Annotated in this window: 29 protein-coding genes and 1 tRNA gene; 24 read left to right on the forward strand and 6 right to left on the reverse strand. The window is 70.7% G+C overall.

The genetic code is table 11. The annotated features are described in order from the left end of the window. On the forward strand, positions 1 to 614 hold a 614-nt coding region (locus tag ACR2FV_RS16540), incomplete at its 5' end, for a penicillin acylase family protein (protein WP_434016802.1). Here the strand turns inward: ACR2FV_RS16540 and ACR2FV_RS16545 are convergent. Further along, positions 598 to 1,266 carry a 5-formyltetrahydrofolate cyclo-ligase gene (locus ACR2FV_RS16545; protein WP_434016803.1) on the reverse strand — a complete coding sequence of 223 codons (669 nt, stop codon included), beginning with the start codon at positions 1,264 to 1,266 and terminating at the stop codon, positions 598 to 600. The genes ACR2FV_RS16540 and ACR2FV_RS16545 overlap by 17 nt on opposite strands. 90 nt (positions 1,267 to 1,356) lie before the next feature. Between ACR2FV_RS16545 and ACR2FV_RS16550 the strand changes: the two genes are divergently transcribed. The 16 genes from ACR2FV_RS16550 (at position 1,357) to ACR2FV_RS16625 (ending at position 14,123) form a co-directional block, all read left to right on the forward strand. Continuing rightward, entirely contained in the window at positions 1,357 to 2,679 is a 1,323-nt protein-coding gene (locus ACR2FV_RS16550; RefSeq protein WP_434016804.1) for a molybdopterin molybdotransferase MoeA, read from the forward strand. After that, positions 2,679 to 3,152: a cyclic pyranopterin monophosphate synthase MoaC gene (gene moaC, locus ACR2FV_RS16555; protein ID WP_434016805.1), complete on the forward strand. Its 474-nt coding sequence runs from the start codon at positions 2,679 to 2,681 to the stop codon at positions 3,150 to 3,152. The genes ACR2FV_RS16550 and moaC overlap by 1 nt, the downstream gene beginning before the upstream one ends. Beyond that, the gene (locus ACR2FV_RS16560; RefSeq protein WP_434016806.1) at positions 3,152 to 3,763 is read left to right on the forward strand and encodes a GNAT family N-acetyltransferase; all 612 of its coding nucleotides are present in this window, start codon (positions 3,152 to 3,154) and stop codon (positions 3,761 to 3,763) included. Before moaC ends, ACR2FV_RS16560 begins: the two co-directional genes overlap by 1 nt. A 97-nt stretch (positions 3,764 to 3,860) precedes the next feature. Then, positions 3,861 to 4,859: a hypothetical protein gene (locus ACR2FV_RS16565; protein WP_434016807.1), complete on the forward strand. Its 999-nt coding sequence runs from the start codon at positions 3,861 to 3,863 to the stop codon at positions 4,857 to 4,859. A gap of 83 nt (positions 4,860 to 4,942) precedes the next feature. Beyond that, positions 4,943 to 5,884 carry an aldo/keto reductase gene (locus ACR2FV_RS16570; protein ID WP_434016808.1) on the forward strand — a complete coding sequence of 314 codons (942 nt, stop codon included), beginning with the start codon at positions 4,943 to 4,945 and terminating at the stop codon, positions 5,882 to 5,884. A 32-nt stretch (positions 5,885 to 5,916) separates the two neighbouring features. Continuing rightward, positions 5,917 to 5,992: transfer RNA gene (locus ACR2FV_RS16575), tRNA-Ala, on the forward strand. A gap of 455 nt (positions 5,993 to 6,447) precedes the next feature. Further along, complete coding sequence (locus ACR2FV_RS16580) at positions 6,448 to 7,953, forward strand: cell wall-binding repeat-containing protein (RefSeq protein WP_434016809.1); 1,506 nt, start codon at positions 6,448 to 6,450, stop codon at positions 7,951 to 7,953. 12 nt (positions 7,954 to 7,965) lie between these two features. Continuing rightward, a complete protein-coding gene (locus ACR2FV_RS16585) occupies positions 7,966 to 8,640 on the forward strand; it encodes a hypothetical protein (protein ID WP_434016810.1) in 675 nt (224 codons plus the stop codon). After that, positions 8,637 to 9,191: a MauE/DoxX family redox-associated membrane protein gene (locus ACR2FV_RS16590; protein ID WP_434016811.1), complete on the forward strand. Its 555-nt coding sequence runs from the start codon at positions 8,637 to 8,639 to the stop codon at positions 9,189 to 9,191. Before ACR2FV_RS16585 ends, ACR2FV_RS16590 begins: the two co-directional genes overlap by 4 nt. Further along, positions 9,188 to 9,709 carry a hypothetical protein gene (locus tag ACR2FV_RS16595; RefSeq protein WP_434016812.1) on the forward strand — a complete coding sequence of 174 codons (522 nt, stop codon included), beginning with the start codon at positions 9,188 to 9,190 and terminating at the stop codon, positions 9,707 to 9,709. The genes ACR2FV_RS16590 and ACR2FV_RS16595 overlap by 4 nt, the downstream gene beginning before the upstream one ends. Next, on the forward strand, positions 9,706 to 10,215 hold the full coding sequence (locus ACR2FV_RS16600) for a hypothetical protein (RefSeq protein WP_434016813.1): 510 nt from the start codon (positions 9,706 to 9,708) through the stop codon (positions 10,213 to 10,215). The genes ACR2FV_RS16595 and ACR2FV_RS16600 overlap by 4 nt, the downstream gene beginning before the upstream one ends. Next, a complete protein-coding gene (locus ACR2FV_RS16605) occupies positions 10,215 to 10,406 on the forward strand; it encodes a hypothetical protein (protein WP_434016814.1) in 192 nt (63 codons plus the stop codon). The genes ACR2FV_RS16600 and ACR2FV_RS16605 overlap by 1 nt, the downstream gene beginning before the upstream one ends. A gap of 114 nt (positions 10,407 to 10,520) precedes the next feature. After that, on the forward strand, positions 10,521 to 10,982 hold the full coding sequence (locus ACR2FV_RS16610) for a hypothetical protein (RefSeq protein ID WP_434016815.1): 462 nt from the start codon (positions 10,521 to 10,523) through the stop codon (positions 10,980 to 10,982). A 63-nt stretch (positions 10,983 to 11,045) separates the two neighbouring features. After that, positions 11,046 to 12,050: an ornithine carbamoyltransferase gene (gene argF, locus ACR2FV_RS16615; RefSeq protein WP_434016816.1), complete on the forward strand. Its 1,005-nt coding sequence runs from the start codon at positions 11,046 to 11,048 to the stop codon at positions 12,048 to 12,050. A 7-nt stretch (positions 12,051 to 12,057) separates the two neighbouring features. Then, positions 12,058 to 12,552: a PH domain-containing protein gene (locus tag ACR2FV_RS16620; protein ID WP_434016817.1), complete on the forward strand. Its 495-nt coding sequence runs from the start codon at positions 12,058 to 12,060 to the stop codon at positions 12,550 to 12,552. Next, a complete protein-coding gene (locus ACR2FV_RS16625) occupies positions 12,549 to 14,123 on the forward strand; it encodes a PH domain-containing protein (RefSeq protein ID WP_434016818.1) in 1,575 nt (524 codons plus the stop codon). The genes ACR2FV_RS16620 and ACR2FV_RS16625 overlap by 4 nt, the downstream gene beginning before the upstream one ends. A gap of 76 nt (positions 14,124 to 14,199) precedes the next feature. Here ACR2FV_RS16625 and ACR2FV_RS16630 read toward each other — a convergent pair whose 3' ends face one another. The 3 genes from ACR2FV_RS16630 to ACR2FV_RS16640 all read right to left on the reverse strand — a co-directional run bounded on the left by ACR2FV_RS16630 (position 14,200) and on the right by ACR2FV_RS16640 (position 16,795). Continuing rightward, positions 14,200 to 14,424: a helix-turn-helix domain-containing protein gene (locus ACR2FV_RS16630; protein ID WP_434016819.1), complete on the reverse strand. Its 225-nt coding sequence runs from the start codon at positions 14,422 to 14,424 to the stop codon at positions 14,200 to 14,202. Then, positions 14,424 to 15,035 carry a DUF2975 domain-containing protein gene (locus ACR2FV_RS16635; RefSeq protein ID WP_434016820.1) on the reverse strand — a complete coding sequence of 204 codons (612 nt, stop codon included), beginning with the start codon at positions 15,033 to 15,035 and terminating at the stop codon, positions 14,424 to 14,426. Before ACR2FV_RS16635 ends, ACR2FV_RS16630 begins: the two co-directional genes overlap by 1 nt. A gap of 161 nt (positions 15,036 to 15,196) precedes the next feature. After that, the gene (locus ACR2FV_RS16640) at positions 15,197 to 16,795 is read right to left on the reverse strand and encodes a dolichyl-phosphate-mannose--protein mannosyltransferase (protein WP_434016821.1); all 1,599 of its coding nucleotides are present in this window, start codon (positions 16,793 to 16,795) and stop codon (positions 15,197 to 15,199) included. A 52-nt stretch (positions 16,796 to 16,847) separates the two neighbouring features. Between ACR2FV_RS16640 and ACR2FV_RS16645 the strand changes: the two genes are divergently transcribed. From ACR2FV_RS16645 to ACR2FV_RS16665, 5 genes are all read left to right on the forward strand, one after another. Then, positions 16,848 to 17,543: a succinate dehydrogenase cytochrome b subunit gene (locus ACR2FV_RS16645; protein ID WP_434016822.1), complete on the forward strand. Its 696-nt coding sequence runs from the start codon at positions 16,848 to 16,850 to the stop codon at positions 17,541 to 17,543. A 79-nt stretch (positions 17,544 to 17,622) separates the two neighbouring features. Beyond that, positions 17,623 to 19,608 carry a fumarate reductase/succinate dehydrogenase flavoprotein subunit gene (locus tag ACR2FV_RS16650; RefSeq protein WP_434016823.1) on the forward strand — a complete coding sequence of 662 codons (1,986 nt, stop codon included), beginning with the start codon at positions 17,623 to 17,625 and terminating at the stop codon, positions 19,606 to 19,608. Next, a complete protein-coding gene (locus ACR2FV_RS16655) occupies positions 19,605 to 20,348 on the forward strand; it encodes a succinate dehydrogenase/fumarate reductase iron-sulfur subunit (protein WP_434016824.1) in 744 nt (247 codons plus the stop codon). Before ACR2FV_RS16650 ends, ACR2FV_RS16655 begins: the two co-directional genes overlap by 4 nt. 81 nt (positions 20,349 to 20,429) lie before the next feature. Beyond that, the gene (gene rsmI, locus ACR2FV_RS16660; protein WP_434016825.1) at positions 20,430 to 21,281 is read left to right on the forward strand and encodes a 16S rRNA (cytidine(1402)-2'-O)-methyltransferase; all 852 of its coding nucleotides are present in this window, start codon (positions 20,430 to 20,432) and stop codon (positions 21,279 to 21,281) included. Between the two features lie 84 nt (positions 21,282 to 21,365). Continuing rightward, the gene (locus tag ACR2FV_RS16665) at positions 21,366 to 22,826 is read left to right on the forward strand and encodes a hypothetical protein (protein WP_434016826.1); all 1,461 of its coding nucleotides are present in this window, start codon (positions 21,366 to 21,368) and stop codon (positions 22,824 to 22,826) included. A 40-nt stretch (positions 22,827 to 22,866) separates the two neighbouring features. On the opposite strand, the gene ACR2FV_RS16670 is transcribed toward ACR2FV_RS16665, so the two are convergent. After that, a complete protein-coding gene (locus ACR2FV_RS16670) occupies positions 22,867 to 23,481 on the reverse strand; it encodes a DUF4126 domain-containing protein (protein WP_434016827.1) in 615 nt (204 codons plus the stop codon). A 107-nt stretch (positions 23,482 to 23,588) separates the two neighbouring features. After that, on the reverse strand, positions 23,589 to 24,077 hold the full coding sequence (locus tag ACR2FV_RS16675) for a Gmad2 immunoglobulin-like domain-containing protein (protein ID WP_434016828.1): 489 nt from the start codon (positions 24,075 to 24,077) through the stop codon (positions 23,589 to 23,591). Between the two features lie 130 nt (positions 24,078 to 24,207). On the opposite strand from ACR2FV_RS16675, the gene ACR2FV_RS16680 reads away from it, so the two are divergent. Both ACR2FV_RS16680 and ACR2FV_RS16685 read left to right on the forward strand, forming a co-directional pair. Further along, a complete protein-coding gene (locus ACR2FV_RS16680; protein WP_434016829.1) occupies positions 24,208 to 24,699 on the forward strand; it encodes a SigE family RNA polymerase sigma factor in 492 nt (163 codons plus the stop codon). Continuing rightward, on the forward strand, positions 24,686 to 26,314 hold the full coding sequence (locus ACR2FV_RS16685) for a hypothetical protein (protein ID WP_434016830.1): 1,629 nt from the start codon (positions 24,686 to 24,688) through the stop codon (positions 26,312 to 26,314). The genes ACR2FV_RS16680 and ACR2FV_RS16685 overlap by 14 nt, the downstream gene beginning before the upstream one ends. Positions 26,315 to 26,463: the final 149 nt, after the last annotated feature.

Raw genomic sequence — 26,463 nt, forward strand, 5'->3', positions numbered from 1 at the left:
AGCTGTTGGAGCTGACCGTCGACGACGAGCTGCCGATCGACCTGCACGCCTCCGGCAACTCCCGGTGGATGCTGATGGTCAGCAGTCTGCTGGAGCGCCCCGACGATCCGTGGTGGGACGACAACCGCACCCCGGGGATCATCGAGTCCCGTGACCAGGTGCTGCAGGAGGCGATGGTCCAGGCCCGACTGCAACTGACCCGCGACATCAGCAAGGACCCGCAGGACTGGCAGTGGGACCGGCTGCACGAGGTCACCCTGCGGCACCCGGTGCTCGGCTCGCCCGAGGTGCCGCAGCTCGTGCATTCGGCCTTCAACGAGGGTCCCTACCCGGTCCCCGGTGGCTCGGCCCTGGTCAACGCGATGAACTGGGAGGCCGGGGAGGAAGGCTATGAGGTCACCTCTGCCCCGTCGATGCGGATGGTGGTCGACCTGGCCGACCTCGACGCCTCCACCTGGGTCAACCAGAGCGGCAGCTCCGGTCACGTCTTCCACCCCAACTACGGGGACCAGAGCCCGACGTGGGCGGAGGGCGGCAGCTATCCCTGGGCGTTCAGCCGCAAGGCGGTGCAGGAGGCCGGGGAGCAGCGCCTCGTGCTCACCCCCGGGGAGTGAGCTGCTCGACCCACTGCACGCCGGTCGTGCTCAGCACGGCGTCGACGAGGGCGTCGTGCGGCTGGCCGGGCACCTGCGGGAGCCACTCGTGGTCGTGCAGCACCGTGATGACCGGGGCCGGCGAGGGGTGCTGCCGCAGCACCGGGAGCACGCGGTCGTAGTAGCCGCCGCCCTGGCCGAGGCGACATCCGCGGTGGGACACGGCCAGGCCCGGGATCAGGGCGACGTCGACCTGATCCAGCACCTCCGGCCCCTGGCACACCGCCTCGGCGTCCGGCTGCAACGGATCGGTGCGGGCGCCCTCGCCCGCCGGGTCGCCGGCGAGCCGCCAGCCCATCCGGCCCGCGGACAGCGTCACCGGCAGCCACACCGCCACCCCCAGCTCCGCCAGGGTGGCGAGCAGGTGCTCGGTCGGCGGCTCGGAGGGCATCGCGGTGTAGGCGGTCACCGACCAGCCGGACAGGTCCGGCCGGCCCAGCCCCGCGGCGTACGGCTGCAGCCACCGCAGCAAGCCCGTGGTCAGCTCCTCGCCCTGGCGGGCACGACCGTCGCTGCCTTGCTCGTCCACGAGGGCACGGCGGGCCGCGCGCAGCTCGCGGCGCCACGCCGCCTTGTCGTCGTCGGCCGGCTCGGGTGGCAGGTGCAGCTCCATGCGGGCCATTGTCCCCGGTGCACCGCGGTCCCCGATTAGGCTGTCGGGCATGACGGCGCGCGTGACCATGGACAGGCAGGCAGGGGGCCGATGATCACCGTCGCCGAGCACCTGGACTCGATCCTGCGCAAGGTGCGACCGGGCCAGGAGGTGGAGCTTGACCTGCAACGCGCCTACGGCCTGGTGCTGACTCACGACGTGGTCAGCGAGGTCGACCTGCCGCGCTTCGCCAACTCCGCGATGGACGGGTATGCCGTGCGCGCGCAGGACGTCGCCGAGGCCGGCAACGAGCACCCGGTGCTGATGCCGGTGCTCGGTGACATCCGGGCCGGCGACACCGAGCAGCGGGTGCTCGTGCCGGGCCACGCGGGGCGGATCATGACCTGCGCCCCGGTGCCCGAGGGCGCCGACACCATCGTCAAGGTCGAGGACACCGACGCGCACCCGCGGGAGCCCAAGATCCGGGCCGCGCCGGAGCCGGGCCGGCACATCCGTCCCGCGGGGGAGGACCTGCGCGTCGGCGACGTCGTCGTGGCTGCCGGCACCACGGTCGGGCCAGCGCAGGTCGCGGCGCTGGCCTCGGCCGGCATCGCCCGGGTGGTGGTCGTCGGCCCGGTGCGGGTCGTGGTGCTGTCGACCGGCGACGAGCTGGTGCCGCTCGGTGCGCCGCTCGCCTCCGGGCAGATCGTCGACTCCAACGGCCCCATGCTGGCCGCGGCGGTGCGGGCGGCGGGATTCCACACCGTGCACGTGGGCCGGCTGCCCGACGACCCGGACCGGATCAGGTCCGAGATCGACCGGCACCTGCGGCACGCCGATGCCATCATCACCACCGGAGGAGTCAGCAAGGGGGCCTACGACGAGGTCAAGGCAGTGCTGTCCAAGCAGGGCGCGATGAGCTTCCCCGAGGTGGCGATGCAGCCGGGCAAGCCGCAGGGCTTCGGGGTGCTCGGCCGGCGCAAGGTCCCCGTGTTCACCCTGCCCGGCAACCCGGTGAGCGCCCTGGTCAGCTTCGAGGTGTTCGTGCGTCCGGCGCTGGCTCGTCGCGCGGGCCGGCGTTACACCGCGCCCACCCACGAGGCGGTCGTCGTACAGGCTTGGTCCAGCCCGGAGGGCAAGCAGCAGTTCGCCCGGGTCGTCGTCGAGTCCGACACGACGGGCGCGTATGCCGTGCGCCCGGCCGGAGGTGGCGGGTCGCACCTGGTGGGCGGACTGGCCGGGGCCGACGCGCTCGCGGTGGTGCCGGCCAGGACGGGCGAGGTGGCGGTCGGCTCGATGGTGCAGGTGCAGGCGCTGCGCCCCTGGGGGGAGATCGAGGCCCGCCTCGAGGCGCACGCGCCGCCCCCGGCGGACGGGTCGCAGGACGCACCGGTCGGTGCGGGCACGCGACGCGGTCGGCACCGGTCGGGCTGATGGACCTCAACCACCTGCGCAGCGACGGCACCGCGCACATGATCGACGTCAGCGCCAAGGCCGTGACGAGTCGCTCGGCCACGGCCCGGGGCCGGGTCCGGCTGAGCAGGACCGCGCTGGAGGCCCTGCGGGAGGGCACGGTGCCCAAGGGCGACGCGCTGGGAGTGGCCCGGATCGCCGGCATCCAGGCCGCCAAGCGGACCCCCGACCTGGTGCCGCTGGCGCACCCGGTCGCGGTGCACGCCGTCGAGGTCGATCTCGAGGTGGGCCAGGACGGGGTGGCGATCACCGCCACTGTCCGCACCGCCGACCGCACCGGCGTGGAGGTGGAGGCACTGACCTGTGTCAGCGTGGCCGCGCTGGCGCTGATCGACATGGTCAAGGCGGTGGACCGGGAGGCCACCATCGAGGGTGTGCAGGTCGTCGCCAAGTCCGGCGGGCGCTCCGGGGACTGGGTGCGCGGGGACGCCTGATGTGGACCTGGCCCACCCAAGTGCAGACGGTGCAGCCCGGGGGCCGCACGATCACGCTGCGCCCGCTGCACCGCAGCGACCGTGCGGCGTGGGAGTCGTTGCGCGCCCGCAACGCCGACTGGCTGCGGCCCTGGGAGTCCACGCTGCCCGGCGGCACCGACGCCTCGCCGCCGTTCGCCCGGCTGCGCCGTTCCTACGACCGGGCGGCGCGGGAGGGGCGCCTGGTGCCGTTCGTGATCGACGCCGGGTCCGGACCGGTCGGCCAGATGCACCTGTTCGAGATTCAGTGGGGGTCGCGCTGGAGCGCCTCGGCCGGCTACTGGCTGGACCGTGCCGCGACCGGTCAGGGGCTGGCCACCTGGGCGCTGGCACTGGTCATCGACCACGGCCTCACCGAGGTGGGTCTGCACCGCATCGAGGTCAACGTGCGGCCCGACAACGCCGCGAGTCTGGCCGTGGTGCGCCGCCTCGGGCTGTCGGAGGAGGGGCTGCGCCGCGGGCTGATCCACGTCGACGGCGCTTGGTGCGACCATCTCACGTTCGCCATCACGGCCGATGACCCCGCAGCCGGATCCCTTGTCGCCGGTCTGCGGCAGGCCAGCGAACCGTAGGCCTTGGGGTCCGAAACGGTAAAGCAACACCAGCAACATTGCGACACACCGCCGACCAGTAGCGCAGGGCAGCGTTCAAGCGCCTACCGTGGCAGACATGCCGCCCAGCAGTCTGATCTTCGTGGTCATCCTCGCGGTGTGGGCTGCCTATCTGATCCAGCACTGGGTCCGCCGCCGCGACCACATCGCCACGGCCCGCTCGGTCGATCGCTTCTCCGAGGCGATGCGGGTCCTGGAGCGACGTCAGCGCGGCCCGCGGGTCGACCTGAGCACCCCCACCCCTCGTTCGTATGCGGTCTCGCCCGCCCGCCCCGCGCACCCTGAGGTGGTGGTCAAGCGGGCGCAGGCCTCCGCTGCAGACGATCCCGCCGACACCGCCCCCGCGTCGTCACCGGCGCGTGCGGTGACGGCACCCCTGCTGGGCGCCCGCGGCCGAGGCACGACCCTGCTGCTGGCCAGTATGGCGATGGTGCTCGGCACCGCGCTCGGGGTGCTCGAGGTCTGGCCGCTGTGGACGGTCGCGGCCGGCATCGCCGTCTTCGCGCTCACGCTGGCGTTGGTGCGCACCTCGGCGCGCCGCAGCACCGAGACCTTGCCCCGGCCGCTGCGTCGACCCGATCCTGCGCGCGGCACCTCCGGTCCGGACGACACCACCCCGGCGACCGCACCGGGGCCCCGGAGCGCTCCGACCCGGTCGGTGGTCACTGCGGCGGGCGGCGCCGCGGCGGCTCTCGCGGCCAGAGACGGCTCGCGCGGCGACCCGGTCGGGCCGCAGGCGCCGGTCGCCTCCGCTGCGCCCCGCCGACGGCCGGCTGGGACGGTGCTCTACGACATCGACGCGATCGAGTCGCGGCACCGTGCCGACTCCTCCGGCCCCCGGGTCGACCCCGCGGCCGCGACCCCGGGCAGCTGGCAGCCGATCCCGGTGCCGCCGCCGACCTACACCCTCAAGGCCAAGGCGAGCTCACCGCATACCGGGTCCACGGCGATGCCCACCTCCCAGGCGACTGCGTCACAGGACCTGCCCTTCGACGGCTATGCGCTGGCCCTGGAGGAGGAGTCGGAGGATCTGCCGGCGGTGCACTCGCTGAGCTGAGGGTGCGGCCGGCCGGGTTGGTCGGCCCGGCTCTCGGTGGCTGAGCCCGCAGGGACTCCCCTACGCTGGGCCCGGTGACTGCGATGACGTATCGCCCTCTGGGTGACTCCGGCCTGATGGTCAGCACCGTCGGCATCGGCTGCAATGCCTTCGGGGCGCGGGTCGACCAAGACGTCGTGACCTCGATCGTCGACGCCGCGCTGGGCGTCGGGGTCAGCCTGTTCGACACCGCCGACATCTACGGCGCCGGCGCCAGTGAGCTGACCCTGGGGCGGGCTTTGCACGGCCGCCGCGACGAGGTCGTGCTGGCCACGAAGTTCGGCATGGACATGCAGGGTGCCAATGGGCCTGACTGGGGTGCCCGGGGGTCCCGGCGCTACATCCGAGCAGCCGTGGAGGCCAGTCTGCGGCGCCTGGACACCGACTGGATCGACCTCTACCAGATGCACCGGCCCTGCCCGGTCACCCCGGTCGAGGAGACCCTGGCTGCGCTGCAGGAGCTGGTCACCGAGGGCAAGGTGCGTTACCTCGGGTCCTCCAACTTCGCCGGGTGGCAGGTGATCGAGGCCGACTGGGTGGCGCGCACCGGGGGGTCGGCCGCCTTCATCTCGGCGCAGAACAAGTACTCCCTGCTGGACCGGGCCGCTGAAGCTGAGCTCATCCCTGCGTGCGAGCACGTCGGTGTGGGCATCCTGCCGTTCTTCCCCTTGGAGTACGGCCTGCTCACCGGCAAGTACACCCGCGACCACCAGGCGCCTGAGGGCTCGCGGTTGTCCGGCGACGCCCAGGCCGAGCGGCTGGCGCAGGCGGACTGGGACGCGATCGAGGCGGTCCAGGAGTATGCCGATCAGCGGGGTCGCTCGATGCTGGACGTGGCGATCGCGGGGCTGGCGGCACAGCCGGCCGTCGCATCGGTGATCTCGGGGGTCACCTCGGCGGAGCAGGTGCGCAGCAACGCGGCGGCGCTGGACTGGGAGCCCACCCTGGAGGACCTGGCCGCCCTGGAGTCGTTGCCGCTGCGGTGAGGGTGGTAATCTCCTGACCGCTCGATCCGCTTGGGGCTGTGGCGCAGTTGGTAGCGCGTCTCGTTCGCAATGAGAAGGTCAGGGGTTCGATTCCCCTCAGCTCCACCACCCACCCTTGTCCCGGTGGTCCTGTACGCCGCGCAGGGACTCGGGCGGCGGTCAGCGGGGCGATGCGGGTGGTCGGTGCCGCCGCCGCATGGCGGAAGTCAGCCAGGTCTCGTAGCTGGAAGATTTCGAAGACCGACAGTCGCTCGTCGACCCAGACGGTGGTGTCGACGTCGATCACAACAGGCGACGGCGGCGGCTCTCGACGAGGTCACCCGTCCAGTCCACCGTGCCCAGCAGCGCGTCGGCGATGTCGATGTTCGTACGCATGGTCGACCATACATAAGCAGGGGCGTGAAAGGTGTTCGAATCTATTCGTTCCTGAGGCCATGCAACCTTGCCGGCCGCGACCAGCGTTGTAGAGTGCAGACGGATCGTTGGCGAAGTGTAGACGGATCGTTGGCGAGGTCGTGAGGCTCGCAGGCGATCACCGTGACCATGGGCAGGGAGGCAGCGGGGTGCAGCGAAGCAGCGTGCGACGACTCGGTGCCTGCGGCGTGGTCGCCGCAGCAGTCCTGGCCCTGACGGTCCCGGGGCAGCCGGCTCCCACCTCCGCCGCGGACCCCGCGCCGACCGCCGCCACTGGGTTCGCGCCTGCGCCGAGCGGCCAGGCACCGTGCCCGGAGGGGCGCAGCCGGTCCTCCACGGTCTATGTCCAGGGCTTCGAGTCAGGCATCCCCGAGTCGCGATACAATGCCGGCTTCGCGAGGTTCTCCGACGCCACTTCGGGCCGCTACTCCGCCCGCTCGGTGTTGTCCGGGCAGCGCGGGACCTCCGAGCACTTCTTCCTGCCCTATCGGCAGGTCCCCACCGGTGCCAGCACGTATCTGGGCTTCACCGCACGAGGTGGTTCGACGCCGGCGGCGGCGCGAGCCGTCGTCAACTCGGTGCTGACCAACTTCAGCACGCGCACGTCGTGGCGGGGAGTGCGGGTCGACATCACCGCGGCCACCCGCGACGAAGGCGGATGGCTCGGCACCTGGTTCGAGCACCGGGCGCGGGCCGGGAGCAGCACGGCGCTGTTGGTCGACGACGTGGAGATCTACCGCTGCCGCACCAACGCGACCACCCGGGTCGCGGAGTCCGATCGGTTTGCGACCGCTGCGGCCCTGTCCCGCGACACCGCGCCGGGGGTGCGCACGCTCTATGTGGCCTCGGGTCTGGACTATCCCGACGCACTCAGCGCTGCTGCCGTCGCGGGCAGCAGCGGCACCCGCATCCTGCTGGTCCGCCCCGACAGCATCCCGACGACCACGGCCCAGGCCCTGGATCGGCTCAACCCCCAGCGGATCGTGGTGCTGGGCGGGTCGCGAGCCGTCAACTCGACCGTCCAGCGGCAGCTGGGCGCCTACGCCTCGACCGTTGACCGCATCGGTGGGGCAAACCGCTACGAGACCTCGGCCCTGGTGTCGCGGCACTTCTCACCCGGGGTGCTCACGGCATACGTCGCGACCGGGCAGGGTTTCGCCGACGCCCTCTCCGGTGGTGCCCTGGCCGCCGACCGCAACAGCCCGCTGCTGCTGGTCACGAAGAGCGGCATCCCGAACCCCGTGCGGGCAGAGCTCACCCGGCTGCGGCCGGACAGCATCATCGTGCTGGGCGGCCCGGCCGCGGTCGCGGACAACGTGGTCGAGGGGCTGCGGCGCTATGCGACCAGCCGCGGCCAGGTGGTCCGCCGGATCTCCGGCAGCGACCGGTATGCCGTGTCCGCCGCCGTCGCGGCGCAGTTCTCCTCCCCGCGCACGACCTACCTGGCCACCGGCACCGGCTTCGCCGACGCCATCACCGGTGGGGCAGTCGCCGGCGACAAGGGCGTGCCGCTGCTGCTGTCTCGCCCCGCTGACCTGCCCGGCTCCGTGCGCTCCCGGCTGCAGAGCCTGCGCGAGTCCAACGGCGTCGTCCTGGGCGGCACCAGTGCCCTGGAGTCCATCGTCCGTGACCAATACGGTCAGACCCTTCCCTAGGCTGGCGACCCGATGCAGATCACCACCACCCTGCTCAACGGCGAGATCGTCGTCGTCGACGTCCCCGACGCAGCGCTCACGGCGCCGGTGCGCACGAGTGTGCTGTCCACCGGCGGTCTCGAGATCGAGGTCAACGCCGGTGCTGCGGAGGCGGCCGACTTCTACATCGCCTCCACAGGCTCCAGCCTGACCCAGGAGATGAGCTTGCGCTCCGGTCTGCGACTGCGTACCGGCTCCCTGGGCGGCGGCACCGGCACCGCCTTCGTGGTGGACGTCGCCGACGAGGTGGTCTTCGGGCCGGCCCCGCCATCGATGTCGGTGGAGGATCTGGCCGCCCTGCTCACCGCTACCGCCCCCGAGATGACGCCGGACGGGGTGGCGCTAAGCCCACGCGGCGGCGTGGCCTGGTCCAACTACCGCACCCACGACCTGGTGATCCCGGTGGAGGTGAGCGGTGGCCAGCGCTACCTGCTCGACGTCCGAGCGGCCTTCACACTCGGCGAGCCGGCGCAGCAGCCGGTCGGTCGGCGGGTGGCCGGTGGGCTGCTCAGCCGCAGCGAGGAAAGCGAGGGACGGCACGTGATCCTGGAGGCCCCCGACCACGTGGCCTACGGCATACCCCTGCCGGGGACCGATCCCGACGTGCTGGTGCAGTCCATGTCGGGTGTCCGGGTGAGCACCGGATGAGTGCGGCGCTGCTGCTCACCGGCGCCGTGCTGCTGCTCGTGCCCGGGCTGGCACACCTGTGGTCACAGCGCAGCACGGCTGCGCTGATGCTGGCTCACGGCGTGCTGCCGAGCGGCTGGGAGCGGCCGGTGACCGCCGTGCTGACGATGCTGGAGATCGGCCTTGGTGCGGCGTTGCTGCTGTCGGTCGCGGCCGGCGAGACCGGAGCACAACGGGGCCTCGGGCTGGTGGCAGCCGCGCTCTTCGCCACGTTGGCCGGCTATGCACATCGGGCCTGGCGGGCCACGGCGTCGACGCGGCACGTGCCGCTGTGCGCCTGTGGGGTCGCCGAGTCGCCGCTCGGGCCCTGGGTCACCGGAAGAGCACTGCTGCTCGCGCTACTGAGCGGGGTCGGGGCGCTGAGCACAGGGGGAGGGGCGCCGGTGGATCGACCCTGGAGCGAGATGGTCGTGCTGGGAAGCGCCGCGGTGACCCTCAGTGTGCTGATGCTGCTGCTGCCCGCGGCGCGCACGCTCCCGGGCCGACTGCCCGTCGGGAGGGCCTGGTCATGACCTTCACCACCGCCGCCCTGCTCATCGCCTGGCTGGCGATCGTCCTGCTCGCACTCGGGTTTGCCGGGCTGATGCGCCAGCTGGCCGAGCTGCACCGCTCGGTCACCTCCGGCGCGGCCTCTGCAGGCCAGGCCGCGCCCACCCTGCGCGGCCTGGCCCTGCCACGCTCGGGCGACCTCGGCCGGATCCGTCCGGAGGGCGGCGGGTTCATCTTGTTCGTCTCCCCGGGGTGCTCCTCGTGCGCGATCGCGCTGGAAGAGCTCACGGACGGGCCCGTGGACGGTCAGCTGGTGCTGGCCTCCAGCGGCCCGTGCGCCGACGGTTCGATCCCGGCGGGCGCGGTGTGCGTGAGCGATACGCGACCGCTGATGGAGCGGCTCGGGGTGCCCGGCACGCCCTACCTGCTCGACGTCGACCACGAGGGTGTGATCCAGGGGTCGGTGCTGCCGCAGGGCCCCGGCCAGGTGCGCGACTTCGTCGCCGCACGCCGCAGCACGAGCACAGGAGGTCCCCGATGACCCTGTCCTATGACGACCTGCCGACCGCCCCCAAGGAGCACCTGCGGGCGCGGCTGCAGGCCCCGGCCTCGCGGCGCGGGTTGCTGCGCGGCGCCGTGCTCGGCGGCATCGGTCTGGCCCTCGGCACCTTCACCCTGATCAACCGGGGCGCCGAGCGGGCGAGCGCCGCCTACTTCCTGGACTACACCGACACCTCCTCCGGCCCGTGCGACAGCTACGCCAGTGGGCACACCGAGAACGGCATCCAGTGCGGACCCTCCACCATGTGCCGGGATCGCTCCTGCTGCTGGCGCTACCACAACGGCGCCGGCAACCGGATCGGCTGGCACAAGCTGGCGCCCGGCCGGGGCAGCGCCTACTACCTGCACCGTCCCGACGCCTGCTACCAGAGCAGATATGACTCCTGGCACTGGAAGTTCAGCGACGGCAACACTTATCGCTGCTCGGACGGCTGGACCTGCAGCTCGGCCGGTTGTTACAAGTCGATCTGCCCCTGGGTGGTCTGATGCTTAAGGGGGGCGGGGACGTCTCGACGGCGCGTCGCTGGGCCGCCGACCCGCTCCCGACGATGGCTGTCGTGGCCGTGCTCACGGCGGCTGCGCTGGGGTGGACCCTGGCCGCGTCGTCGGCCACACCGCTGGTGCTGGTGCTGCTCGCGGTCGTGGCCGCCGGGCTGTCGCTGTCCGGCTCTACTTGAGGTCTCAACAGCGCCTGGACGCTGTTCGCCTCGGTCGGGGGCGAGACCGGACGCCCGCGGCACTGGGCCGCCTTCGCCCTGGGGACCACCACCGGTGGGCTGCTCACCGGGGCGGTGCTCGCCGTGCTCGCCGGTCTGCTGTCGCCCGTGCCGCAGGTGGTGCGGGTGGCCTGCGCGTCCGTGCTGATCGTGGCGCTCGCGGTGCTGGACCTGGTGGCTCCCCGGCTCCCGCTGCCGCAGCGGTCCACGCTGATCCCGCAACACGTGTTCTCCCGGGGGCTGGCTCGGGGCCTGCTGCGCTTCGGCGTCGAGTACGGCACCGGCGTGCGCACCCTGATCCCCGGAGCGGCGCCCTATCTGTGCGCGGTCTATCTGGTGCTGACCAACCAGCCGTGGTGGCTCACCCTGGCAGCGGGCGCGGTCTTCGGCTTCTCGCGCAGCCTGGCCATCCTGCAGTTCGTGCTGCTGGGCCGGGACGGATGGGCGCAGTTCCTGACTGGGCACAGCCGCATTCTCGAACGGATGGGGAGTGTCCTGGCCGCCGTGCTGCTGCTGACGGCGGTGCTCGCGACGTAGCCGCCGTGTGCACCGGATAGCCTCGGGATCTCTGGTCGTGTCGAACGAAGGAGGACCGCCCCGATGGCCGTGAACCTGCGCGGACGCAGTCTGCTGTCGCTACTCCACCACTCGCCCGAGGAGATCCGCCACCTGGTTGACCTGGCCGTCGAGCTCAAAGCGGCCAAGGCGCAGCGCCGGGAGGAGCCCTTCCTGCGGGGCCGGTCGATCGCGCTGATCTTCGAGAAGACCTCCACCCGCACCCGCTGCGCCTTCGAGGTCGCCGCCGCCGACCAGGGGGCCTCGACGACGTTCTTGGAGCCCGGCTCCAGCCAGATCGGGCACAAGGAGTCGACCAAGGACACCTCGCGGGTGCTCGGCCGCATCTTCGACGCGATCGAGTACCGCGGATCCGCCCAGTCGGTGGTTGAGCAGCTCGCGGAGTATGCCGGGGTGCCGGTCTACAACGGCCTCACCGACGACTGGCATCCGACCCAGATGCTGGCCGACGTGCTGACCATGGTCGAGCACACCGGCAGGTCCGCCCGCGAGATCTCCTACGCCTACGTCGGCGACGCCCGCAACAACACCGGCAACTCCCTGCTCCTGGTGGGTGCCAAGCTCGGGATGGACGTGCGGATCGGCGCGCCTACGGCATACCAGCCGGGCGCCGGGCTCATCGGGCAGTGCCGCGAGATCGCCGAGCAGACCGGAGCGCGGATCACCGTCACCGAGGATCCGCTCGAGGCGGTCCGGGGTGTCGACTTCGTGCACACCGACGTGTGGGTCTCGATGGGCGAGCCGGTCGCGGCGTGGGCCGAGCGGATCGGCCTGCTGCGGCCCTACCAGGTCAACGCCCAGCTGATGGCGGCCACGGGCAACGCCCACGTCAAGCTGATGCACTGTCTGCCCGCGTTCCACGACACCGACACCGCCATCGGCCGCGACCTGGTGGAGCGCTACCCCGAGCTCGCCAAGGGCGTCGAGGTCACCGACGAGGTCTTCGAGTCACCGGCCAGCGTCGTCTTCGACCAGGCGGAGAACCGGGTGCACACCATCAAGGCACTGCTGGTGGCGACCCTGAGATGATGAGTGGGTGACTGTCCCCACGCTGCGTGAGCCTGCCCACCTGGTCTCGCCCAACGCCGTCCGCTACTGGGCGCTCGGTGCGCTGATCGGCGCGCTCGTGCTCTGGGTCGTCCTGGTCGTGGCGTATGTCGTGGTGCCCGAGGGCATCAAGACCTGGCTCGGGCCGGTGGCGATCGCGCTGCTGGTGCTGCGGCTGGTCCACCTCGTGGCCATGCCCACGGTGCGCTACCGGGTGCACCGCTGGGAGGTGACGCCGACCGCGATCTACACCCGCGCCGGCTGGCTGACCCGCGAGCAGCGGATCGCCCCGCTGTCCCGGGTGCAGACGGTGGACTCCCAGCAGGGCCCGGTGATGCGGATGTTCCGGCTGTCCTCGATCACGGTGACCACGGCCTCGGCCGCAGGCCCGATCACCATCGCGTGCCTGGACCAGGAGGTCGCCCGGCAGGTCGTGGCGGAGCTGACCGAGATCACCGGACGCTCCGAGGGTGACGCGACGTGACCGACCCCACGGCACTGCCCCCTCCGTCGGGCCCTCCAGTCGCCCTCCCGCCGCCGCCGGGCATGGCCACGGGTGAGCAGTGGCAACGGCTCAGTGTCCGGATGCTCTTCGTGCACCCCGTGCGGATCGCGGGCAGCCTGATGATTCCGCTGCTCATCGCCTTCTTCGGCTTCGGCCGCAGGGACGAGGGCTTCGGACCCAACCTGCCCTTCGTCGCCGCGGCTGGGCTCGCGGTCCTCGCCTTCGGGGTGCTGCCCTGGCTCACCACCTACTACCGGCTGACCACGAGCAAGATCCAGGTCAAGCGGGGGCTGCTCAACACGACCGTCCTGACGGCGCCGCTGGACCGGGTGCGCTCGGTCGACCTGGAGTCCTCGGTGCTGCACCGCGTCCTCGGACTGTCCAAGGTCTCGGTCGGCACCGGCGTCGACGATACCCGGATCGAGCTGGACTCCCTGACCGTGCCACAGGCCCAGGAGCTGCAGGACTTCCTGCGCAAGCGGAGCCGGAGCGCCGGCGAGGGCCGTCCCCCGCCCGAACTGGGGGAGGAGTCTGCCGGCGACACGACATACCCGGCCGATTCGGGTCGCCCGGAGCAGGACCTGGCGCGGATCGACTGGTCCTGGCTGCGCTACGCGCCGTTCAGCCTGTCCAGTCTGGTCATCGTCGCCGGCATCGGCGGGGTGCTGTCGCAGTTCATGCGGGACGTGCCGACCGAGGACGTGGGGGTCGTGCAGGACGGCTACGAATGGTTCATGAGCCAGTCGCTGGTGCTGCTCGTGGCCGCCGGCGCGGTGCTCGTGCTGATCGGGTGGCTGCTGCTGTCGACCCTCAACTACGTCGTGCAGTGGTGGAACCTGCGGCTGACCCGGATGCCCGAGGGCACGCTGCGGTTGAGCCGGGGCCTGTTCACGACCCGCTCCACGACCGTTGAGGAGGCCAAGATCCGCGGGGTCGTGCTCAGCGAGGCCTTCGTTCTGCGCTGGGTGCGGGGGGCGGAGCTGTCCACGCTGTCCACGGGGGTCGGCAGCGGCGGGCAGACCAAGGTGCTGCCGCCCTGCCCGCGGACCGTGGCGATCGACGTGGGGCACACGGTGCTGGAGGAGGAGGGCTCGCTGACGATGCGGCTGCAGCCACACGGCTACTACGCGTGGCGGCGGCTGCACGTGCAGGGGCAGATCGGCCCGGTCTTCTTCGGCCTGGTCTCGATCGTGCCCACGCTGCTGCTCGACCTGCCGTGGTGGCTCCCGTTGGCGATCTGGGCGGTCTTCGCTGCGCTGGCCGTGCCCGTGGCTCAGGAGGCGTACCGCAACCTCGGGCACGGGCTCACCGAGGAACATGTGATCAGCGGGCACGGCGCGCTGATGCGGCAGCGCGAGGTGCTCGAGCGTGGCGGAATCATCGGGTGGGTGGTGCGGCAGACCATCTTCCAGCGGCGGCTCGGGCTGGCCACGCTGGTCGCCACCACGGCCGCCGGGCCGGAGTCGGTCACGATCGACGACGTCCCGTATGACGTGGCGCTCGCCGTCGCGCGGGAGGCGACCCCGCACCTGTTCGCCGACCTCCCCTGATGTGCTCGGGGAGGTGCATGCCGTCTGCACGTCTGCACGGGCCAGTGCGGAGGTCCCCGTCCCGCAGGCATCGGCCTCAGCGACGGTTGGTCGAGAGCACGTCCCCGACGTCACACTGGAGAACCTCGCAGATCGCGGTGAGCGTGCTGAAGCGGACCGCCTTCGCGCGGTTGTTCTTCAACACGCTCAGGTTGACCACGCTCACCCCGACCTGCTCGGCGAGGGCAGCAAGCGTCATACCCCGCTCCTGGAGCAGCTGATCCAGGTGACAAGCAACGCGGTGCTCCTCCTCCACGGGCATCAGACGAGTCCGTCGACGTCGTCCCGCAGCCCCGCCCCGATCTTGAACGCCTCGGCGAGCAGGGCGACCACCATGCCGATCCCCAGCGGGAGCACGGGGATCGTCCAGGTGGAGGCGAGGGGGAGGTCGCCGATGTCAGCCGCGCCGAGAATCGGCAGGGTCACGAAGGCCGCGGTCACACCCGCCGCCGACCAGCCCAGCGCAATGGCGAACGCGATCAGTCGCAGCCGGGTCACGTTGCGCCGGGCGAAGGGTTCGCCGCGGGCAATGTCCCCCAGGACCCGGTAGAGCAGCACGAGCACGAGGAGCGCGACCCCGCCGGCGAGCAGATCCGGGAGTGCGTCCAGCATCCGCTGCCTGCCCGACGGCTCGGGAACGAGCAGGTCGAACGAGGCTTCGCCTACGGTGACGTCCGTGCCCTGCAGTCCGGGCACCGCGACCTCGCCGCTGTAGGGGACACGCAGCGGGTTGTCACGAGCCCAGTCCCACGCCGGCCGGACGAAGGCGTAGCCGATCGCGATGACGACACCCAGGACGATCAGCGAGCGCAGGGCACCCCGGTCCCAGGCGTCGAAGGCCATCCAGTCCCTGCGGCGTGGCTTCTGTGCCATGATGCGCCTCGATTCATATCGAAGATCGATAATAATGAAGAACGATATGCATATCGACAGTCGATGTCAAGGTGTATGCAGACTTGCGAGCAGATTGGGTGGGGCGGGCGCAACGTGCCTCACAGAACGGGGTGCGGGCGGGCAACTTCCTGCGCACATCGTCAGGTCCAGAAGTCGAACCAGAGTCGCCAGAGCCACTCCTGCCTGGGGATGACCTCGGCCGTGTAGACGGGGTAGTACCAGAAGAAGAGCGCCACCGCGGCGACCGTGTAGCCGACGACGACCACCGCCCCCCACCGGTGCCGCGACGCCGACGCCGTGGGGCCGCCCAGCACCAGGGCCATGCAGGCGACCACGACCAGCACCAGCCACGGCACGAAGGCCACCGCATAGAAGGAGTAGATGGTGCGCTCCTGGTAGAGGAACCACGGCAGCCAGCCGGCCGCGATCCCGACCAGCGCTGCGCCGGCCCGCCAGTCGCGCCCGAACAGCCAGAGGAACACGACGACCAGCAGACCGGCCGTGGCGCCCCACCACACGAAGATGTTGCCCAGCGAGGCGATGTACTTCACGCACTCGGCGGCCTCGCACCCGTCCTGACCCCGCTTCGGCCACTCGGAGAAGAAGAGCGTGGGCCGCCCCTGCACGATCCAGGACCAGGGGTTGGAGGACCACGCGTGCTCGTTGTGCAGCCCGGTGTGGAAGGCCAGCACCTCCTGGTGATAGCTCCACAGCGAGCGCAGCGCGTCGGGGACGAGGGAGGCGATGCCGGTCACCGGGTGGTCGTCGGCCCAGTCCCGCTTGTAGCCGTTGTCGCTGACGAACCACCCGGTCCAGCTGGCCAGGTAGGTCAGCAGCGCCACCGGCACCATGCTCAGGAAGGCCGGTATGGCGTCGCGTGCCAACGTCCCCGAGATCCACCGGCGGACCCCGCTCGCCCGCCGGGCGCCGAGATCCCACAGGACCGTCATCAGCCCGAAGGCGGCGAGGAAGAACAGACCGGACCACTTGGTGCCGCTGGCCAGCCCGAGGCTGACCCCGGCAGCCAGGCGCCACCAGCGCACTCCCAGCCCCGGGCCCCACGGCATACCGGCCACCCGCGACCGGCCCGCCGAGACCCGCCTCGCCAACCGCCGCCGGCCGTCCTCCCGGTCGCGCAGCAGGCACCAGAACGCCACCAGTACCCACCACGTCACGAAGATGTCGAGCAGCCCCGTGCGCGAGTGCACGAAGTGGTGGCCGTCGGCGGCCAGCAGCGTCGCGGCCACGGTAGCGAGGGTCGCGTTGTGCCACAGGTGCCAGGCGATCCGTCCCAGCAGCAGGATCGACAGGGTGCCGACCACCGCGGCGCCCAGTCGCCAGCCCACCGAGGAGTCGATGCCCGTCAGCCACTCGCCCAGGCCGATCATCCACTTGCCGACCGGCGGGTGGACCACCAGATCCGCGTCAGGCCCCCAGATATCGACATCGCCGGCGGTGAAGAGCTCGTCGGGCTCGTCCAGACCGGGACGCACCTCGCGCTCGTAGCCGTACTCCATCATCGACCAGCCCTGCTTGACGTAGTAGGTCTCGTCGAAGACCAGCTGGTGGGGGTGCCCCAGCCGGTAGAATCGCAGCGCACCACCGATCACCATCGCCAGCAGCGGACCCCACCACGCCCAGCGGGCCTGCCGCGGGTCCGGGCGAGCCCCCAGCAACCGCAGCAGCAGGCGCTCGCGCAGGTCAGCGGCGCGAGGGGCGGTCGTGGTCACGGGCGTCATCGTAGGCAACCTGGCTGACGAGCGCCTGAGTCCGGGCGCTACCATCGAGGCTGTGGCGACGACGACCCGGACGACAGCGGCCCGATCGGGCACCAGCACCATCCTGCTGAAGTCCGTGATGGCGCTGACCGGACTGATCTTCGTCGGCTACGTGCTGGCGCACATGTACGGCAACCTCAAGATCTTCGCGGGAGCCGAGGCGTTCGACGACTACGCCGAGCACCTGCGCACCCTCGGCGAGCCGCTGCTGCCCTACGCCGGTCTGCTGTGGATCATCCGGGTGGTGCTGCTGGCCAGCCTGCTGCTGCACGCCTACGCGGCGTTCAGCCTGTGGTCGCGGGCGGGCAAGGCGCGCAAGAGTCGGTATGCGGTCCGCACGGCCGGGAGGGCACTGTTCACCTCCAAGGCGATGCGCTGGGGCGGGGTGGCGCTGCTCGCGTTCGTGATCTTCCACCTGCTGCACTTCACGACCAACACCATCCAGGTCAACGGCGACTTCGAGAGCCCGGCCCAGCGGGTGATCTCCAGCTTCGAGGTGTGGTGGGCCGTGTTGATCTATGTCGTGGCGGTGCTGGCCCTGGGGCTGCATCTCAACCACGGCATCTGGGGTGCCGGGATGACCCTGGGCCTCAACACCAGCGCCCGGGCGGCCGCGATCCTCAAGGGCATCGCGCTGGTCGTGGCGCTGGTCGTCGTGGTGGGCTTCCTGGCGCCGCCGCTGGCGATCCTGCTCGGGGTGATCCCGTGACCGGAGCCAGCAGCGCACGCTCACGAACGACCGGCAGGACACGATGACCGAGGGGACGCGACAGGCCATGAGCGATCAGATGAGCGACACGCTGACCGAGGTGCCGGCCCAGGATGAGACCGGGACCTCGTTCTACCGCGAGGGGGATGCGATCGCCGACGGTGCCGCCCCGGGTGGTCCGATCGCCGACAAGTGGGCCACCCGCACCTTCGAGTCCAAGCTGGTCAACCCGGTCAACCGCCGCAAGCTGTCCGTGATCATCGTCGGCACCGGCCTGGCCGGCGCCTCGGCGGGTGCGACGCTGGGCGAGGCCGGCTATCAGGTCAAGTCGTTCTGCTACCAGGACAGCCCCCGGCGCGCGCACTCGATCGCCGCCCAGGGCGGGATCAACGCGGCCAAGAACTACAAGGGCGACGGCGACTCGGCATACCGGCTGTTCTACGACACGGTCAAAGGTGGTGACTACCGCTCTCGAGAGTCCAACGTCTACCGGCTGGCCGAGGTCAGCACCCAGATCATCGACCAGTGCGTGGCGCAGGGCGTGCCGTTCGCCCGCGAGTACGGCGGGCTGCTGGACAACCGCTCGTTCGGTGGTGTGCAGGTCTCGCGCACCTTCTACGCCCGCGGGCAGACCGGCCAGCAGCTGCTGATCGGGGCCTACCAGGCACTGGAGCGTCAGATCGGTGCCGGCACGGTGCAGATGTACTCCCGGCACGAGATGCTCGAGCTGGTGATCGTGGAGGGCAAGGCCCGCGGCATCATCGCCCGCGACCTGGTGACCGGGGAGATCGAGACCCACCTGGCCGATGCGGTGGTGCTGGCCTCCGGCGGCTACGGCAACGTGTTCTACCTGTCCACCAACGCGATGGGCTGCAACGTCACCGCCGGCTGGCGGGCCCACCGCAAGGGCGCCTACTTCGCCAACCCCTGCTACACCCAGATCCACCCGACCTGCATACCGGTGTCGGGGGACTACCAGTCCAAGCTGACCCTGATGAGTGAGTCGCTGCGCAACGACGGGCGGATCTGGGTGCCCAAGAGCAAGGACGAAGGGCAGAAGGACCCGCGCGAGATCGGCGAGGAGGACCGCGACTACTACCTGGAGCGGATCTATCCCTCGTTCGGCAACCTGGTGCCCCGCGACATCGCCTCGCGTGCGGCCAAGAACGTGTGCGACGAGGGCCGCGGCGTCGGCCCCGGCGGGCTGGGGGTCTACCTCGACTTCGCTGACGCGATCGACCGGCTGGGCCGCGATGCGGTGGCCTCCAAGTACGGCAACCTGTTCGACATGTACGAGCGGATCACCGGCGAGAACCCGTATGAGGTGCCGATGCGGATCTATCCCGCGGTGCACTACACGATGGGCGGGCTCTGGGTCGACTACGACCTGCAGTCCACGATCCCCGGGTTGTTCGTCACAGGCGAGGCCAACTTCTCCGACCACGGCGCCAACCGGCTCGGCGCCTCGGCGCTGATGCAGGGCCTGGCCGACGGCTACTTCGTGCTGCCCAACACGATCCGCAACTACCTCGCCGACGGGCCCTACCCGACGATCGAGCCGGACGACCCGGCCGTGGCCGAGGCCCGGGGGCAGGTCGAGGAGCGGATCCGGCACTTCCTGTCCATCGACGGCAACCGTACCGTCGACAGCTATCACAAGGCGCTGGGCAAGATCATGTGGGACAAGTGCGGCATGGAGCGCTCGGTGGAGGGGCTGACCGAGGCCATCGCCCAGATCCGCGAGCTGCGCGAGGACTTCTGGGCCAACGTGCGGGTGCTGGGCTCCGCGGAGACCCTCAACCAGTCGCTGGAGAAGGCCGGCCGGGTGGCCGACTTCCTGGAGCTGGGCGAGCTGATGTGCATCGACGCGCTGCACCGCAACGAGTCCTGCGGCGGTCACTTCCGGGTGGAGTCGCAGACCGAGGAAGGGGAGGCCATGCGCGACGACGACAACTACGCCTACGTCGCGGCCTGGGAGTTCGCCGGGCTGGACCACGAGCCGGTGCTGCACAAGGAAGACCTCGACTACGAGTTCATCGAGCTGAAGCAACGGAGCTACAAGTGAAGATCACCCTGCGCATCTGGCGACAGGAGAGCCCGTCCGCGAAGGGCGACCTGGCGACCTACGACCTGGACGACGTGTCGGAGGACATGTCCTTCCTGGAGATGCTCGACGTGCTCAACGAGAGCCTCATCATGGACGGCCAGGAGCCGGTCGCCTTCGACCACGACTGCCGTGAGGGCATCTGCGGCTCCTGCGACCTGATGATCAACGGCGACGCGCACGGCCCCGAGCGGACCACGACCTGCCAGCTGCACATGCGCTCCTTCTCCGACGGGCAGACGATCACCATCGAGCCGTGGCGTGCCGAGGCGTTCCCGGTGCTCAAGGACCTGGTGGTGGACCGTTCGGCCTTCGACCGGATCGTGCAGGCCGGGGGGTTCGTGTCGGCCAACACCGGCTCGGCGCCGGACGCGCACGCGACGCTGGTGCCCAAGGACAACGCCGACCGGGCCTTCGCCGGCGCGGAGTGCATCGGCTGCGGTGCCTGTGTGGCGGCCTGCCCCAACGCCTCGGGCATGCTGTTCATGGGGGCCAAGATCACCCACCTCGGCGAGCTGCCGCAGGGCCAGCCGGAGCGCAGCGCCCGGGTCGTCGACATGGTCGCCCAGCACGACGCCGAGGGCTTTGGAGGCTGCACCAACCTCGGCGCGTGCGCCGACGCCTGCCCCAAGGGCATCCCGCTCGACGTGATCTCGCAGATGAACCGCGACCTGCAGAAGGCCCGGCTCACCGGTCACTGATTTGCTAGGGGTCGTGCACCTGCCTCCACCGTTTTGCTCGGGACTTTGCAGTGCGCTCGACACCTTTGCCAGGGAGGTTGCATGTCAGATCCGGAGGTAGGCACGCTGGTGCTCGCCGCCACCCCGATCGGTGACAGCAGCGATGCCTCCCCCCGCCTGGTCGAGGAGTTGAGCACCGCCCCGGTCGTGGCCGCCGAGGACACCCGCCGGCTGCGCAGGCTCTGCGACCGGCTCGGGGCGACCCTGGGCGGTCGGGTCGTCAGCTACCACGAGCACAACGAGGCATCGCGCACCGCCGACCTGGTGGCGGCCCTGGTCGCGGGCGAGCGGGTGCTTCTGGTCACCGACGCCGGTATGCCGTCCGTCTCCGACCCCGGCTACCGGCTGGTCTGCGAGGCGGTGCGGCACGACATACCGGTGACCTGTGTGCCCGGCCCCAGCGCTGTGCTGATGGCACTCGCGGTGTCGGGGTTGCCGGTGGATCGGTTCTGCTTCGAGGGCTTCCTGCCCCGCAAGGCCGGGGAGCGTGAGCGTGCCATCGCCGCGCTTGCGGCCGAGCCGCGCACGATGGTCTTCTTCGAGGCGCCGCACCGCCTCGCCGCGGCCCTGACCTCGCTGGCCGGCGGGCTCGGTGAGGAGCGGCCCGCTGCCGTATGTCGTGAGCTCACCAAAACCTACGAGGAGGTTCGGCGTGGTGGGCTGGGCGAGCTGGCAACCTGGGCCGCTGACGGCGTGCGCGGCGAGATCACGTTGGTGGTCGCGGGGCGCGAGCCGACCGGCGCCGACGGCGGGGTTGACCTGGCGACGGCGGTGCCCGGCATACAGGCCCGGGTGGCGGCCGGAGAGCGGCTCAAGGACGTCTGCAAGGAGGTCGCGGCAGCCACCGGACTGTCCACCAAGCAGCTCTACGACGCCGTGCTGGCGAGCCGCTGACTTGAGATCGGAGGGAACTATGGGCGCTCCACTATCGTCGTCACAGCAGTGCCCTGACACGCAAGCCCCCAGAACGGAGTCGACGTGAGACCCTCCGCCCTGGCCGCCACGCTGCTGGGCGCCGCCCTGATGTTCACCTCGGCCTGTTCCGACCAGGCGCCGCAGGCTCAGTCGCCCGACAGTTCGGCCTCGGCGTCCCCGACCGGCGACGCGGCCACCGAGACGGCCCAGGGGGCGGGTTCGCCCGAGGGTTCCGGCACCGCGACCTCCACCCAGGGACCGGTGACGGCCGTTGCGAGTCCCGACGGCATCTACCTCGATCCGGACGCCTCCTACGCCGAGATCGGGACCGACCGGGAGCTGACCGACGTCGAGCGGGCGCTGCTGCGCAAGCCCGGCCCGTATGCCGGTGACGCCTTCGACGCCCAGGCGGTCTTCGGCGCGGCGGTGGCCACCGCTCCGCAGTCGGCACGGGAGTGGACCGATGCGATCCTCAGTCAGATTCACCCGGACTACGTCCAGGACGCGCGGGAGGTGATCAACTCCGAGGCCGGGCTCCAGAGTGCCCCCGGCCCGCCCGGCCAGGAGCTGCGCGACCTGCCGGTGGTGGGTCAGAACCACTTCGCCGTCGTGCTGGACGCCAGCGGAAGCATGGCCGATTCCGCCGGCGGGGCGTCGCGGACCGAACAGGCCAAAGGTGCCATTCGCGACTTCGTCGGCCGGCTACCTCAGGGCAGCACGGCCTCCCTGCGCATCTACGGACACGAGGGCAACATCACCGAGGCAGGCAGGGCGCAGTCCTGTGGCTCCACCTCCGTGGTCTATGACGGCCCGGCCGACGGTTTGGCCGCCACGCTGGACAGCGTGCAGCCGGGGGGGTGGACACCCCTGGCCCGGGCGGTCGGGGCATCCGACTCCGACATCCCGCCCAACACGAGCGACGCCGTCGTGTATGTCGTCACCGGCGGCGTCGACACCTGCGGCGGCGACGCGGCGACCGCGGCCGAGGAGCTCGCCGGCCGGCGCCTACAGCCGGTGGTCAACGTGATCGGCTTCCAGGTCGGCACCGCCGAGGCGCAGCAGCTGCGCGACGTGGCCGATGCCGGTGGCGGTGCCTATGTCGCCGTCGAGTCACAGGCCGACCTGGAGGCCTACTGGAAGGCCGATCTGCAGGCCATGCTGGATGCCTGGCGAGTGTGGCAGGAGAAGGCACTCTTCACGATCGAGCGGCGGGAATCAGGAGATTCGGGCCAGACGCAGGAGCCTGGGCACCGGGTCATGGATGCCTCGGACCAGGAGTGGGAGCAGGCTCAGCAGATCGTGCGACTGATGGGACGGGACGGCCTCGTCGACTACGAGACCCGGCTCTCGGTGTGGGAGGAGTTCCAGGCGCGGCACGTCACGATCTGGGGGTGGGGTTATGACCAGCGGGTGGACAGCCAGCGGGAGGCATACGAGCAGCAGGTTTCTTCATGGGAGTTGGCCTACGACCTAGGAGTCGACCGGTGGTCGCGGTACTACGGCAAGTGGGCGCAGGGCGACTGAGGCGGCACTTCCAGCGGTGCGCAGAATCCTGAGCAACAACTTAGGAGTAGTAGCCCGCGCTCGCCATGGCGGTGTCCCGTGACCGGCGTCGGCGGCGGGCGGCACGCCATACCGCGAACATCCCGACCATCAGTAGCAGCAGCGCGAAGATCACCAGGACCGGCAAGAAGATCGCGACCAGGCTCAGCCCCACCGAGGCGGTGTCCTCGGCGGTGGAGACCACGGGGGCGCCGAGTCCGAACGTGGCGCCGTTGACCAGGGGCCGGGTCGCCGCCTTGCCCGTGTGCACCACTCCGGCGGTGACGACGCCGGCGACCACCCCGATCCACGGGTTGTCGGCCATGAAGCTGGATCCCTGCTCGATGTCCTCGGCCGCTTGCGTGGCGGCGAAGATCAGCCCACCCGTGGCCGGGCGGATGAAGGTGCCGAAGGCGTCGTTGATGTGGTCGACGATCGCGATCTTGTCGAGGACCACCTCACTGAGCAGCAGCACCCCGGCACCACCGATGGCGTAGGGCGACTCGATCCAGGCGAACTGCGCGGGCAGGTTGATGATCTCGGTGTAGCGCGCCATCAGCGCGACCATCAGGAACGGGATGTAGGCGTTGAGACCCGCGGCGGCGGACAGGCCGGCGCCGGTGAGTGCTGCGAGCACGACCAGACCTCCCTTCTCCTCGATGAGCCCGACAGAGGCTCTCTCCAGTGAATCACGTCGTCCCTACGACGTGCCGACGTCCCCGAAGGTTGCGCGTCGGGCCCGCTTTAGCGGGGTATGCGGACGATCTGGCCGACGTCGATGTGGTCCGGGTCGGTGATGGTATGCGGATTGGCCGCCACGAGCCGGGGGTACTGCGCACCGTCCCCGAAGGCCCGGTCCGCGATGGCCCACAGCGTGTCCCCGGACTGCACGACATACGCGTCGTAGACCGAGTAGCCCGGCACGATCCGGCTGCCGAGGACGATCGGGACGACCACCTCATCCAGCCGGGAGCCGTCCTCGGCGGAACTGTGGAAGACGTGCAGCGTGGCGCTGGGCAGGGTGAAGCCGGCGCCGGAGGTGTCGACGGCGACCTGGAACTGGCCGTGCCCCCCGACGCCGTCGCCGGCCATGAAGTGGCCGGTCACGTGGTCGTGACCCTCGGTGATCTCGTACTCGTAGTTGGCCTCGAACGCCTCACCGGCCATGCCGGCGACGTGGATGGTGTCGGCGACGAGGTCATAGGGTCGGGGTTGCTGGACGTCGATGCTCACACTGGCCTCCTGAAGTCGGTCTCTCGACGCTACTCCCGGGCCGGGACCCTAGACAATGGTGCCGACGGACAACCTCTGGCGGGCCCGGTCCGTTGAAGGTGCATCGGGTCGAGCGAGAACGAGGGCGAGGATGCGAGCAGCGCAGGAGCGCGAGTTCGTGGACTTCGTCCGCGATGCCTCACCGCGCCTGCTCACCACGGCGTGGATGCTGACCGGCGACCCGCACCAGGCCGAGGAGCTGGTGCAGGAGGCGCTCGCCAGGGTCTACGTGCGCTGGCCGAAGGTGCGCACCGGCACGCCGCTGGCCTACACCCGCCGGGTGGTGACCAACCTGCATACCGACCACTGGCGCAAGCACCGTCGCGAGGTGCTCGTCGACCAGACCCCCGAGCTCACCGATCCGCGCGCGTCGTCGCAGCACGTGGACCTGATCCGGGCGCTGCAGGCACTTCCCGAGCGGCAGCGCCAGGTCGTCGTGCTGCGGCACTACCTGGACCGGTCCGAGCAGCAGACCGCCGACACCTTGGACATCGGCGTGGGCACGGTCAAGGGCGCCACCTCCCGGGGGCTGGCTCGACTACGGACGTTGATGGATGGAGATGAGTCGCATGTCACCGTCTGAGCGGGACGTGCTCGAAGCGATGGACCGGGCGGTGATGGATCCGCCGCCGATGTCGCTGTCCCCGGACGCGGTCGTCGCGCTGGGCCGCGGCAAGATGCGCCGTCGGCGTGCCGTCGGAGTGGGTATGTCGATCGCCGCCGTCGCCGTCGTGGTCACCGCCTGGGCGGGGCTGAGCAGCGGCTTCGACGTCGCGGACGATGAGATACAGCCGGCGACGACCGATCCCGGCGAGACGTTGCTCGTCGCTGAGCCCACAGAGCTGTCGTTGCGTGAGGTCGGCGATCAGTTGGAGCTGTCCGACTCCACCGGTGTGGTTGCGCTGGTCCCGAAGGAGATGGATGGGGAGCAGACGATTCTCGACGGGCCGAACGGGCTGACGTATGTCGTGGCCGCCGACTGGCCGGAGCTCGGCATACCGGTGGCGCTGGCCGAGGATCCTCGGACGGGTTGGACCGTTCCGGTCGGGGTATTCATCGACATAGAGGCACCGTCGGGGTTCATCGGCGCCGCCGTTCCCCCCGGTCCTGACGGGGAGGCGTTGGACGTCCTCTCCCTGGCCGGGGTGACCGGGGACCTGCCCACCTGTGAGGTGAAGCTGCCGGGCGAGGCCGGGACCCCGACGTGCATCGGCCAGCTGATGCAGATCGCGAATGTGCGGATGCTGGCGGACGGCGCGCACTGGAGTGCATGCGTTGTAGGCGACGTCTTCGCCGGTGACCTCGACCGCCCGGTGGCGCAGTGGCACGGCAACGCTGTGGTCCAGGTCCCCGATTGGGACTCGGGCTTTCCTGACGGCCTGCTGACGGTGGTGCACGAGGACCAGGTTGATCGACTGACTCCGGTCTGGGCGGAGGGTTCGGCGAAGATCGAGCTCGATCGGCCGCAGACCGCGTCCGTGGGTGAGGACGCGGTGGCGCTCGACTGGTCCATCCCCCTGGAGTCGCTCGGAGGTGACGGGATCGAGGATCTCCTGGGGTTCGACACCGATGACGACGGCGAGGTCGATGTGCCCGTCTTACCTCTCGGGGCCAACCGCACCTTGTTGGACGGACGGGCCGCGCCCAACCCGTTCGCGCCCGTTTTAGCACCGTATGGTGCGGTGCAGGTGGACGAGGACATCGTCATCAGCACCGGGCAGGAGGGCGATCCTGAGCTGACGCTGACGCCGGCCGACTCTGCGCAGATCGTCGCCGGGCCGGTGGGTGACGGCCACGTGGTCGCCGTGAGTGACCTGCAGACCGCATCTGCCGAACCGGACTACCACCTCCTGCTCGAGGGCCGCCAAGGCATCGAGGTGATCGCCGGTGCCCAGTGGGGCACCGACGTCGCCGGCGGGACGCAGATCCGGACATGGTCGGTGAGTGACGAGGAGGTCGCCGGACGGGAGCTGCTTCCTGCCCTCGTCACCGCGGACATCACAGGACCACGGCTCATCGGGGGCGAGAGTCGGGTTGTGCTACGTCGTGACCCCGTCTACCTCGTGACCGTGCACCCTGCGGATGACCTCTGGGTGGCCCAGGACGGGGAAGATCTGGTCGCCGGGCGGCTGAGCGACCCGGACCTGCCCTTCGAAGTCGACGCCGACGGCATACCGACGTCGCTGAGGGACGACTGACGAGCCGAGGACCCGCATTGCGCGGCCTTCCGCACATTGCGCGGCGTCCGAACCCCGCGCGATGTGCACAATGCCGCGCGATTGGCCGGAACGCGGATCCTGACCGACCGTCGCCGGAGCCGGTCCTCAACCTCCCAACAGGCTGGTGC

This window comes from Ornithinimicrobium sp., from assembly GCF_051004135.1.
Lineage (GTDB): Bacteria > Actinomycetota > Actinomycetes > Actinomycetales > Dermatophilaceae > Ornithinicoccus.